We start from the raw sequence: 11,065 nt of genomic DNA, 5'->3' as shown, positions 1-11,065 counted from the left end.
TGCGCGCCATGGCGGTGCTGGCGGGGCTGGCCGCCGGCACGCTGGTGCATGTGGGCCTTGGTTTCGGCCTCGGCGCGCCGCGGCCGCCCGTGGCGGTCGCGCCCCTGCTGGAGCCGATCCGCTGGCCGCTGGCGGTACCGAGCTTCAGCGTCGGGCTGCTGCCCGGCTTCCTCGCGGGCGCCCTCGCCTGCATCCTGCGCAGCTTCGGCGACATGGTGGCGAGCCAGCGCGCCAATGATCCGAACTGGCGCCGGCCGGACTATGCCAACATCGAAGCCGGCGTGATGGCCGACGGCCTCGGCACCCTGTTCGCGGGGCTCATCGGCACCATGGGCCTCAACACCTATTCCGCCAGCGTCGGCCTGTCGGTCGCCACCGAGGTGAAGGCCCGGCGGGTGGGGCTGGGCGTCGGCCTCGGCTGGATCGCCCTCGCCTTCATTCCCGGCTCGTCCGTGGTGGTGATGGCCATACCCCGGCCGGTGCTCGGGGCCGCCTTGCTGTTCGCCTCCGCCTTCATCGTGCTGTCGGGCATTTCCATCCTCGGCCAAAGGATGCTGGATGCGCGGCGCACCATCGTGGTGGGCCTCGGCTTCCTCGTCGGCATCTCCTTCGACGAGATTCCGGATTTCTACGCCCGCGCGCTCTCCGCCTCGGCACAGGAATTGCTCACCTCGTCGCTGGTGCTGGGCCTGTTCACCGCGCTCGGCCTCAATGCCTTGTTTCGCATCGGGGCGGTGAAGAGCCGCCACCTCGTCTGGACGCCGGCGGCGGGCCATGCGGTGCTGCGCCAGTTCCTCATGGATAGCGCCGCCGCCGATGGCGCCCGCACCGAGGAGGTGGGGCGCATCGCCCAGATCGCCGAGGAATTCGCCACCGCCGCTCCCTCCCTCGTGGAGGGGCCGGTGGAGGTGACGACGCGATTCGACGAGTTCGTGCTGGACGTGGCCTTCGCCTGGACCGGCGGCGCGCTCCAGCCGGGGCCGGTGCCGAGCTTCGATGCCGGCGTGGACGAGGAGGCCATGCTCAACGGCATCACCTTCCACCTCATCCAGCGCCTCGCCGACCGCACCCACCGCCGCACGCTGCCGGATGGCCGGCAGGAACTGCGCTGCGAGGTGGACCAGTAGGCGGATGGCGGGCAGCAACTGCGGGTGGTATGCCTGACGCGGTTGGTCGCACTATCTTTCGGGGGCAGGATGATGCCGGACATGCGCACTGTCGGGGCAACCCTTGTCACCCTGGCCTTCGGACTTCTCGTCCCGGCGGGTGCCACCATAGCGGCGACAGCGCCGGGGGCGACCGATTCGAAGAAATTCCAGAGCTATCTCTATTCGGACGCCTACCGGGCCGCGCTGGCCGCGGCGTGGAAGAAGGTGCCCCCGGTATCACTGCCCGCCTGCACCAACCTCACCGATGGCGATGTCTCGGTGACGCTGCAGCAGGAAGTGTCCTTCGACGCAAAGGGCCTGCCCAAGTCCGGCGCGTGGTGGGGACATTATCCCATCAAGGGCTGCGGCACGGAGCGCACCATCAACATCCTGTTCCGGGCCGAGCCTTCGGGCGTGCGCTTCCTCGTGACGCTGCCGGGCCACACCCGCGCCAACATCGTGCTCCAGCGCGATGCGCTCACCTATGCCTTCATCGGCGCCGGCACCAAGGTGCGCGACTGCAAGGACATGGAGGTGGCCGACACCGCGTTCGACGGCTTCGGCCTCACGCCCGGCGACAAGACGGCGCCAGAGAGCGGGCCATGGCGCGAGACCTGGACGGTCGCGGCCTGCGGCAAGATGCTGGCGGTGCCGCTGGAATTCATCCCCGACGCCACCGGCACCACCATCAACCAGCGCCCTGCCGAGATCCGCGAGTTGAAGAAGTAGCTCAGCCGAATTCCCGCGCCGCCTCCTGAAGGAAGGCATGGACATAGGGCGCGAAGGAGCGCCAGCACTCCAGCCGGAACGCGTCACCCACCCGCACCACCACCACCTCGGCCTTGCCGAGCAGCGTGCGCGTGGCCGAGCCGGGCGGGAAGGCGGCATCCGAGAGGTCGAGCGCGATCCCGGCGTTGAGAATGTCCGCCGCATGCGGACCGCTCAACAGGAACGCCGCATTGCGGTGCCCCACCGCCACCAGCGAAAAGAAGCGGCCGGCGAGATCGCCGGCGATCGCCGGCCCGGCGGCAGCCCCCTCCCCTGCGGGACAGACGAGCAGCCATTCCCCCGGCCCGAGGCGGGCGGCGAAGCGCTCCGGCGTGCCACGCACGGAATTGAGCGGGCCGGAGAGATCGAACCCCCCGGCGCTTGCCGGCAGATCGGCGCCGCGTGGCGCCTTCATCTGCAGCACGAAGCGGTCGGCGGGCAGCAGCACCCGCACGAGGCCGGACGCCGAAGGGGCGAGGATGGGCGCGCGCCGCGCGTGGATGGCAACCGGCTCAGGCATGAACGCCTCCTTCCACAAGACCTTCCACCCTTTTGCCCTCGGGATCGAGGAACACCGGGGCCACCACCTTCACCGCCGTGAAACCGGCCGGCGTCGTCACAAAGAGCGTCTCGCCCATCCGCGCCCGCCCGCCGGAGACCACCGCCAGCGCGATGGGATGATTGAGGGTGGGGCTGAGATAGGACGAGGTGATATGCCCCAGCATGGTCATGGGCGGCGCCTGCCTGGTATCGGCGACGATCTGCGCCCCCTCCTCCAGCACCGTCCGCCCGTCCGCCGAGAGCAGGCCGACCAGCTGCTTGCGATCCGCCCGCGCCATGTCCGGCCGGGCGAGCGAGCGCTTGCCGACGAAATCCTTCTTCGCCTTGGAGACCATGCCGGAGAGGCCGACATCATCCGGCGTCACCGTGCCGTCCGTCTCCTGTCCGACGATGATGAAGCCGCGTTCCGCGCGCAGCACATGCATGGCCTCGGTGCCGTAGGGCGTGATGCCGAAGCGCTGGCCGTAGCCGAACAGCGCCTCCCACACCGCTTGCGTGAAATCCGCCGGCACGTTGATCTCGAAGCCCAGCTCGCCGGTGAAGGACACGCGCATGAGCCGCGTCGGCACGCCGAGGATCTCCCCCTCGCGCACCGTCATCTGGGGGAAGGCCTGGGGCGAGAGGTCGATGCCGGTCACGAAGGGGGCGATGACCTCCCGCGCCCGCGGCCCCTGCACGGCGATGACGCCCCATGCCTCGGTGATGGAGGTGAGGAACACGTCGAGGTCCGGCCACTCCGTCTGGAGATAATCTTCCATGTGCGCCATCACCCGCGGCGCACCGCCGGTGGAGGTGGTGACATGGAAGCGGTCTGGCGCCATGCGGGCGACGATGCCGTCATCGAAGATGAAGCCGTCTTCCTTCAGCATCAGACCGTAGCGGCACTTGCCCGGCTCCAGCTTGGTCCAGCCGTTGGGATACATGCGGTTCATGAACTCGGCCGCATCCGGCCCCACCACCTCGATCTTGCCGAGGGTGGAGGCATCGAGCAGGCCGACGCTCTCGCGCACCGCCCGGCATTCGCGGGCCACCGCCGCGTGCATGTCCTCGCCCGGCTTGGGGAAGTACCAGGCGCGGCGCCACAGGGCGACGTTCTCGAACTTGGCGCCCTGCTTCACCGCCCACTCATGCACCGGCGCGGTGCGAATGGGGTCGAAGGTCTCGCCCCGCGCCGTGCCGACGATGGCGCCGAAGGTGACGGGCGTGTAGGGCGGCCGGAAAGTGGTGGTGCCCACCTGCGGGATGTCCTTGGCCAGGACCTCCGAAACGAGGCCGAGGGCGGCCATGTTGGAGGTCTTGCCCTGGTCGGTGGCCATGCCGTTGGTGGTGTAGCGCTTCACGTGCTCGACGCTCTCGAACCCCTCGCGCACGGCAAGGCCGATATCCTTGGCGGTCACGTCGTTCTGGAAGTCGAGGAAGGCGCGCACCTTCTTCGGGTCGGCATCGGTGGGCAGCACCCGCGCCGCCTTGAAGCCGGTGGGCGTTGCGGGCGCCGCCACGAAGGCGCGGGTTGACGGCACGCCGGCCGCATCCGCGCCCGCCGCCCAGCCCTCGGCGAGGATGCTCGCGAGGTCATAGGTGCCCTTGCACGCGCCGGCCGAGCGCTCCGCCTGCACCGAAGTGCCCGGCACGAAGGCGTCGATCTCGGTGCGGAAGGTGAGTTTGCCGCGCGACTGGGAGAAGAGATGCACCGCCGGCGTCCAGCCGCCGGACATGCCGACGCAATCGCAGGCCAGCTTCCGACGCGCGCCGACGCGCCCGCCCGAAAGCGGCGCCACGATCAGCCCCGTCACCGCCTTGCCGCCGGTGGAGCCGACGACCGTATGGCCGGCGAGAAGCTCGATCCCGGAGAGGAGCGCCCGCTCGGGGCCGATCTCCGCCTCGGGGCGCAGGTCCACGAGGGTCACGTCCAGCCCCACCGCCTTGGCATCCGCCGCCGCGCGATAGGCGGAGGCACCGTTGGTGGCGAAGACGATGCGGCGGCCCGGTGCAACGGCGTAGCGGTTCACATAGGTGCGCACGCTCTCGGCCAGCATGATGCCCGGCCGGTCGTTGTCGGCGAAGCCGAGCGGACGCTCGTGGGCGCCGGTGGCGAGCACCACCTCCTTCGCCCGCACCTGCCACAGCCGCTCGCGCGGCAGTTTCGGGTCAGGGGCGGCGAGGTGGTCGGAGACACGCTCGGTGAGGACCACGTGGTTGTGGTTGTAGTAGCCGAACGCGGTGGTGCGGCTGAGCAGTGTCACGTTCGCCCGCCCGGCCAGCGTCTTCAGTGCCTCGGCGACGAAGGCCGAGGCGGTCTTGCCATCGATGGTGGAAGTGAGATCGGCCAGCAGGCTGCCGCCCATCTCCGCCTGCTCGTCTGCGAGGATCACCCGCTTGCCCGCCTCCGACGCCGCCAGCGCGGCCGCGAGGCCGGCCGGGCCCGCGCCGACGACCAGCACGTCGCAATGGGTGTTGCGATGAACGTAGCGGTCCGCATCCGGCGCGTCCGGCGCCACGCCGAGGCCGGCGGCGGCGCGGATGGCCGGCTCGTAGAATTTGTCCCAGAAGGACCGCGGCCACATGAAGGTCTTGTAGTAGAAGCCCGCCGTCAGCACCGGGGCGACGAGGTCGTTCACCTGCCCGATGTCATGCTCCAGCGAGGGCCAGTGGTTCTGCGAGGAGACCGTCAGGCCGGCGACCGCCTCCACCACCGTGGCGCGGTTGTTGGGATCGGCACGGCCCGTGCCGCGATCCACCTGGAACAGGGCGTTGGGCTCGTCCGCGCCATGGGTCAGCACGCCGCGCGGGCGGTGATATTTGAAGGAGCGGCCCATCAGCCGGATGCCATTGGCGAGCAGCGCCGAGGCGAGCGTATCCCCTTCATAGCCCTCGACGGTGCGGCCGTTGAAGGTGAAGGCAATGGGCTGCTTCTTGCGGTCGATGCGGCCCCGGCCGGGAAGACGGAAATCCTGGGCCATCAGCGATCTCCCGCGATATCGGGGCGCGGCTGGCCCATCTCGTAGGTGGTGAGGAAGGCGTCGCTCACCGTGTTGCGCAGCGCGTTGAACCAGCGGCCGCAGCCGTGGGCGTGCAGCCAGCGCTCGGCATGGACGCCCTTCGGGCTGGTGCGGGCGAAGAGGTATTCGGCCCAGGCGGCGTCATCGAGGGCATCGGGATCAGCCGGGCGGGCGATGTGCGCCTCGCCGCCGCAGCGGAATTCCACCTCGGGGCGCGGCCCGCAATAGGGACAGGGAACGAGCAGCATGGCCTGATCTCAATGCGCCACCGCCGCCGCCGCCGCCTCGTCGATGAGGCGGCCGGTGCGGAAGCGGTCGAGGGTGAAGGGGGCGTTGACGGGGTGGGGCTCGTCGCAGGCGATGGTGTGGGCGAACACATGGGCCGAGCCCGGTGTCGCCTTGAAGCCGCCCGTGCCCCAGCCGCAATTCACATAGAGGCCCTTCACCGGCGTCTTGCCGATGATGGGCGAGCGGTCCGGCGTCACGTCGACGATGCCGCCCCAGTTGCGCAGCATCTTCATGCGCGTGAACTGGGGGAACAGCTCGCAGATGGCGTCCAGCGTGTGGGTGGTGATGTGGAGCCCGCCCTGCTGGCTGTAGGAGACGTACTGGTCCGTCCCCGCGCCGATCACCAGCTCGCCCTTGTCGGACTGGGAGATATAGGCGTGCACCGCGTTCGACATGAGCACGCAGGGAAAGCACGGCTTCACCGGCTCGGAGACCAGCGCCTGAAGGGGAAAGCTCTCCAGCGGCATCCGCACCCCCGCCATGGCCATGACCATGGAGGTGTGCCCCGCCGCCGAGACGCCGATCTTCTTGGCCCCGATCGGCCCGCGCGTGGTCTCCACCCCGGTCACGGCGCCGTCCGGCCCGCGGTTGATGGCCGTGACCTCGCAGTTCTGGATGATGTCGACACCGAGCGCGTCCGCGCCACGGGCATAGCCCCACACCACCGCATCGTGCCGCGCCGTGCCGCCGCGCCGCTGGAGGGCGCCGCCGAGCACGGGATATCGGATGTCCGGCGAGATGTTCAGCTGCGGGCAGAACTCCTTGGTCTGTTCCCGCGTCAGCCACTCGTTGTCGATGCCGTTGAGGCGGTTGGAATAGACGTGGCGCTTGAAGCTCTGCACGTCGTGCTGGTTGTGGGCCAGCATCAGCACGCCGCGCTGGGAGAACATGACGTTGTAGTTCAGCTCCTGCGAGAGCCCTTCCCACAGCTTCACGGCGTGCTCGTAGAGGGCGGCGCTTTCGTCATAGAGGTAGTTGGAGCGGATGATGGTGGTGTTGCGGCCGGAATTGCCGCCGCCGATCCAGCCCTTCTCCAGCACCGCGATGTTGCGGATGCCATGCTCCTTGGCGAGGTAGTAGGCGGCGCCGAGGCCGTGGCTGCCGCCGCCGATGATGAGGACATCGTAGGCCGGCTTGGGCGTCGGGTTGCGCCACTGGCGGCTCCAGCCCTTGTGGGCATTCAGCGCCTCGGCGAGGAGGGTAGGAAGGGAGAAGCGGCGCATGGGGGTCTCTGAATGGAGAAACCGGGGGTGTCCCCTGTTCGACCGCGACAATGCGCCTGCCCGGTGCCCGGCTCTCGTGGAAATGCGACGGCAAACTGGAATGAAAGCGACACAGACGCCCGTCTGCCCCTCCGTCTGCCGCTGCGCCGTATGCCCCTCCGGCACCGGCGCGGCCGGGCAGAAAATGGCGCCATCCCTCAAAAATGAACGCAAGATAAGGTGTGACGCGGAAGCCGCGACGCTATAAGGAGCCGATGAGGCGCTCTCCCGGCGGTGGTGCAGGGGGAGCAGCCGCCCCGCCATGGCGCCGACGGGCCCCGTGGCCGAACCCGAGAGTCGAGCGCGAGCAAGAGATGAGCACGAGCCGAGACGCGTCCTTCCTCGATGCCGCACGCCGGGAGCCGCCCGCCGCCTCGTCTGCCCGCCCGCGCCCGCCGGTCATCGACCGCAGCAGCCTCGCCCGCGCCTTCGACGACCTCTCGGTCTATATGAATGCCTGCATCCTCGGTCAGCCGGCCTTCGTGGAACTGCTGCTGATCGCCGTGCTCGCCGACGGCCACCTTCTGGTGGAAGGCGCGCCGGGCCTTGCCAAGACCAAGGCCATCAAGGCGCTGGCCCATGCCATCGACCTCACCGACCAGCGCATCCAGTTCACGCCGGACCTTCTGCCCTCCGACCTCACCGGCACCGACATCTACCGGCCGGAAGACGGCAGCTTCCAGTTCCAGGAAGGGCCGGTGTTCCACAATTTCATCCTGGCGGACGAGATCAACCGCGCGCCCGCCAAGGTGCAGTCGGCGCTGCTGGAAGCCATGGCGGAGCGTCAGGTGACGGTGGGGCGCACCACCCGCCGCCTGCCGCCGCTCTTCATGGTGATGGCGACGCAGAATCCTATCGAGCAGGAAGGCACCTATCCCCTGCCCGAGGCGCAGCTCGACCGCTTCCTGCTGCATGTGCGCATCGACTTCCCGGACCTCGACGCCGAACGCCAAATCCTGCGCCTCGTGCGCGGCGAGGCCCGGGGCGAGTCGCCGGATTTCGGCGCGCCGCTGCCGCAGGAAGTGGTGTTCGCCGCCCGGCGCGAGGTGCTCGCCGTGCACATGGCGGAGCAGGTGGAGGAATATCTGCTCCAGCTCGTGCAGGCGACGCGCCGTCCCGAACTTTACGGTGCGGATCTCCAGGGCCTCGTCGGGTTCGGCGCCAGCCCGCGCGGCACCATCGCCCTCGACCGCTGCGCCCGCGCCCATGCTTGGCGGCGCAAGCGCGATTATGTGATTCCCGAGGACGTGCAGGCCATCGCCAAGCCCGTGCTGCGCCATCGCGTGCTGATGACCTTCGAGGCAGAGGCCGACGGCGTGACCAGCGACGACTTCATCGACCTGCTGCTCGCCCGCGTGCCGGTGGGCTGAGGCGACACACGCCATGGCCGAGCGCGATCCGCTCCGGGGCGTCGTCGCCCGCCTCGCCGACCTCGTGGCGGCGCGTCCGCGCGTGCAGGGCGGCTTCTCGGGCGGCAAGCGCGTCAGCAGCCAGCTTTATGGGGGCCACAGTTCCTCCTTCCGCGGCCGCGGCATGGAGTTCGACGAGGTGCGCGTCTACCATCCCGGCGACGACGTGCGCACCATCGACTGGCGGGTCACGGCCCGCACCGGCAAGACGCACACCAAGCTGTTCCAGGAGGAGCGCGAGCGCCCGGTGCTGGTGCTGGTGGATGCGCGCGCCTCCATGCGCTTCGGCACCCGTGACTGCTTCAAGTCGGTGCTGGCGGCCAAGGCGGCGGCGGTGCTGGCGTGGATCGGCATCGGCGGCGGCGACCGGGTGGGCGGGCTGGTGCTCTCCCCCTCCGGCATCATCGCGCTGCGCGCCGAACGTACGCGCCGGCGTATCCTCGCCTTCGTGCGCTCCATCGCCGACGCCACCGCCGAACGCCTCGGCCCGCCCGGCTCGGAGCCGACGCTCGGCGAGGCGCTGGCCCGGCTGCGGCCGCTGGTGAAGCCCGGCACGCTGATCTTCCTCGTCTCCGATTTCGCCGACCTCGACGAGCACGCCGCCCGCGAACTCGGCCGCATCGCGCTGGACGGGCATGTCACCTGCCTGTTCGTCTATGACCGACTGGAGACGCAGATGCCCTCCGGCGGCGTCTTCCCCGTCACCGACGGAGTGGCCGTCGCCCGCCTCGACGACAGTCGCGCGTCGGCCCGGGAAGGCTACGCCCGGCGCTTTGCCGATCGACGCGGCGCGCTGGAGCGCCTCTGCCGCGAGCGCGGTCTCACCCTGATGGACCTCGAGACCGGCTGCGATCCGGCGGAAGTCCTCAACCCCGAGCGGATGCGGCAGGCGGCCGTCTCGGCGCGCGCCGGCGCAGCCGGGGTGATCGCCCCTGGCGCAGGACGGACGGCGGCGCGATGACCACCCCCGCCATCGCGCCCGCAACCACCACGCCGGGGGCCGCCGCCGGCCCCACCCAGCTCATTGCGCCCGGCGGTGCTCCGGCGGCGACACCGCCCAATTTCCAGACGCCGGATTTCCTCAACGGAGCGCCGCCCGCCCCGCCCGTGCCGGGCTCGGCCGAGGACCCGCTGGCGGCGCTGCGCGACATCCATCTGCCCCCGGACGTGCCCCTCTTTCCGCTGGCGCCGGGCTGGTACGTGCTGGCCGGGCTGGTGGTGCTGGTGCTCATCGTCCTCGCCGTGCGCGAATGGCGCTGGCGGCAGACGCTCGCCTACAAGGCCCTGAAGATGTTCGATGCCGAAATCGGCCGCGCCGAACCGGACGACACCCACGCCGTCGCGGTCGCCGCCTCGGACGTGCTGCGCCGGCTGGTGCGTGCCGAGTCCGGCGAGGCGAAGGCGACGCTCACCGGCGAGGCCTGGGCCCGCCTGCTCGTGACCGGCCGCGCGCCCTTCGCCCCGCGGGAAGCCGCGTTCCTCGCCCGCGCCCCCTACATGCCGGCTCAGACGGCGGAGCAGGTCGCCGCCGGCAGCATCACCCCCGCCACCCTCGCCGACGCGGTGCGGCGCCATATCCGGGCGCGCCGATGATCACGCTCGCCTGGCCCTGGATGCTGGCACTGCTGCCGGTCCCCCTCCTCGCTTACTTCGCGATACCCCGCGCCCGCGAGCAGAAGGCGGGCGCGCTGCGCCTGCCCTTCTTCGCCGCGCTCGCCCGCGCCGGGCTGGTGACGCCGGGCCGGCCGGCGTGGCGCAGGACGCGCCTCGCCGCGCTTGCCTTCATCTGGACCCTGCTCGTGATCGCCGCCGCCCAGCCCATCTATGTGGGCCGGCCGGTGGAGGTGCCGATGGAGGGGCGAGAGATCATGCTGGTCATCGATCTCTCCGCCTCCATGGCGCAGCGCGACCTCGCCCTCAACCAGCCGATGGACCGGCTGCAGGTGGTCAAGAAGGTGGCGGACGACTTCATCGCCCGCCGCGCCGGCGACCGGGTGGGCCTCATCCTGTTCAGCACCCGCGCCTATGTGCAGGCCCCCCTCACCCTCGACCGCCGGGCGGTGCGCGAGCTGCTCGCGCAGGCCACCATCGACATGACCGGACGCAACACCTCCATCGGCGACGCCATCGGCCTCGCGGTGAAGACCCTGCGCGACGGACCGGAGAAGGAGCGGGTGGTGGTGCTGCTGACCGATGGCGCCAACACCTCAGGCGTGCTCGATCCGCTCCAGGCCGCGGCCATCGCCGCCAAGGAGCACCTGCGCATCCACACCATCGGCGTCGGCTCCGATGCCGGGGAGTTCGTCCCCGGCGCGCCCATGAACCCGTCCTCGGATCTGGACGAGGGCGCGCTCAAGGCCATTTCCGGCCTCACCGGCGGCAAGTATTTCCGCGCCCGCGACCAGCAGGCCCTGGCCGGCATCTATGCCGAGATCGACAAGCTGGAGCCGGTGGCCGGCGACCCGCAATATGTGCGGCCGGCCCTCACCCTGTTCTTCTGGCCGCTCGGCGCCGCGCTAGTCGCAAGCTTCCTGTTCGCCGCCGCTCTGCTGCTGCGGCTGCCGGCCCGCCGCGCGGCCGATGCGCCCGCGCCGCAGGACGGCCCGGCGGCCGATGCCCCGGCCCTGCCG

At 70.5% G+C, this 11,065-nt stretch carries 10 protein-coding genes; 6 read left to right on the top strand and 4 right to left on the bottom strand.

Annotation, left to right across the window (positions count from 1 at the left end):
• The coding region (locus tag ACE3QW_RS10090; RefSeq protein WP_374251403.1) for a solute carrier family 23 protein at positions 1-1,127 on the top strand (1,127 nt) is incomplete at its 5' end.
• Between the two features lie 81 nt (positions 1,128-1,208).
• The gene (locus tag ACE3QW_RS10085; RefSeq protein ID WP_374251402.1) at positions 1,209-1,877 is read left to right on the top strand and encodes a hypothetical protein; all 669 of its coding nucleotides are present in this window, start codon (positions 1,209-1,211) and stop codon (positions 1,875-1,877) included.
• Position 1,878: 1 nt separating this feature from the next.
• Here ACE3QW_RS10085 and ACE3QW_RS10080 read toward each other — a convergent pair whose 3' ends face one another.
• Genes ACE3QW_RS10080 through ACE3QW_RS10065 form a run of 4 tightly spaced genes read right to left on the bottom strand, consistent with a single transcriptional unit; the run spans position 1,879 to position 6,987 of the window.
• Positions 1,879-2,436, bottom strand: coding sequence for a sarcosine oxidase subunit gamma (locus ACE3QW_RS10080; RefSeq protein ID WP_374251401.1), 558 nt, complete (start codon positions 2,434-2,436; stop codon positions 1,879-1,881).
• Positions 2,429-5,437, bottom strand: coding sequence for a sarcosine oxidase subunit alpha family protein (locus ACE3QW_RS10075; protein ID WP_374251400.1), 3,009 nt, complete (start codon positions 5,435-5,437; stop codon positions 2,429-2,431). Before ACE3QW_RS10075 ends, ACE3QW_RS10080 begins: the two co-directional genes overlap by 8 nt.
• Positions 5,437-5,724, bottom strand: a complete 288-nt coding sequence (locus ACE3QW_RS10070; RefSeq protein WP_374251399.1) for a sarcosine oxidase subunit delta — start codon at positions 5,722-5,724, stop codon at positions 5,437-5,439. The genes ACE3QW_RS10075 and ACE3QW_RS10070 overlap by 1 nt, the downstream gene beginning before the upstream one ends.
• Before the next feature lie 9 nt (positions 5,725-5,733).
• A complete protein-coding gene (locus ACE3QW_RS10065; RefSeq protein WP_374251398.1) occupies positions 5,734-6,987 on the bottom strand; it encodes a sarcosine oxidase subunit beta family protein in 1,254 nt (417 codons plus the stop codon).
• Positions 6,988-7,475: 488 nt separating this feature from the next.
• Between ACE3QW_RS10065 and ACE3QW_RS10060 the strand changes: the two genes are divergently transcribed.
• The 4 genes from ACE3QW_RS10060 to ACE3QW_RS10045 form a co-directional block, all read left to right on the top strand.
• Positions 7,476-8,396: a MoxR family ATPase gene (locus ACE3QW_RS10060; protein WP_051460815.1), complete on the top strand. Its 921-nt coding sequence runs from the start codon at positions 7,476-7,478 to the stop codon at positions 8,394-8,396.
• Between the two features lie 13 nt (positions 8,397-8,409).
• On the top strand, positions 8,410-9,396 hold the full coding sequence (locus ACE3QW_RS10055; protein WP_374251397.1) for a DUF58 domain-containing protein: 987 nt from the start codon (positions 8,410-8,412) through the stop codon (positions 9,394-9,396).
• Complete coding sequence (locus ACE3QW_RS10050; RefSeq protein ID WP_374251396.1) at positions 9,393-10,028, top strand: DUF4381 domain-containing protein; 636 nt, start codon at positions 9,393-9,395, stop codon at positions 10,026-10,028. The genes ACE3QW_RS10055 and ACE3QW_RS10050 overlap by 4 nt, the downstream gene beginning before the upstream one ends.
• On the top strand, positions 10,025-11,065 hold a 1,041-nt coding region (locus ACE3QW_RS10045; RefSeq protein WP_374251395.1), incomplete at its 3' end, for a VWA domain-containing protein. The genes ACE3QW_RS10050 and ACE3QW_RS10045, both read left to right, overlap by 4 nt.

It is taken from the genome of Xanthobacter sp., assembly GCF_041911315.1.
Classification (GTDB): Bacteria; Pseudomonadota; Alphaproteobacteria; order Rhizobiales; family Xanthobacteraceae; genus Xanthobacter; species Xanthobacter aminoxidans.
This window is presented reverse-complemented; position numbering and strand designations above follow the sequence as displayed.

Excerpts from the sequence above, each read along its gene's own strand:
- ACE3QW_RS10060 (WP_051460815.1), top strand. The coding sequence starts at position 7,476 with ATGAATGCCTGCATCCTCGGTCAGCCGGCCTTCGTGGAACTGCTGCTG.
- ACE3QW_RS10055 (WP_374251397.1), top strand. The coding sequence starts at position 8,410 with ATGGCCGAGCGCGATCCGCTCCGGGGCGTCGTCGCCCGCCTCGCCGAC.
- ACE3QW_RS10075 (WP_374251400.1), bottom strand. The coding sequence starts at position 5,437 with ATGGCCCAGGATTTCCGTCTTCCCGGCCGGGGCCGCATCGACCGCAAG.
- ACE3QW_RS10085 (WP_374251402.1), top strand. The coding sequence starts at position 1,209 with ATGCGCACTGTCGGGGCAACCCTTGTCACCCTGGCCTTCGGACTTCTC.
- ACE3QW_RS10070 (WP_374251399.1), bottom strand. The coding sequence starts at position 5,724 with ATGCTGCTCGTTCCCTGTCCCTATTGCGGGCCGCGCCCCGAGGTGGAA.
- ACE3QW_RS10065 (WP_374251398.1), bottom strand. The coding sequence starts at position 6,987 with ATGCGCCGCTTCTCCCTTCCTACCCTCCTCGCCGAGGCGCTGAATGCC.
- ACE3QW_RS10080 (WP_374251401.1), bottom strand. The coding sequence starts at position 2,436 with ATGCCTGAGCCGGTTGCCATCCACGCGCGGCGCGCGCCCATCCTCGCC.
- ACE3QW_RS10050 (WP_374251396.1), top strand. The coding sequence starts at position 9,393 with ATGACCACCCCCGCCATCGCGCCCGCAACCACCACGCCGGGGGCCGCC.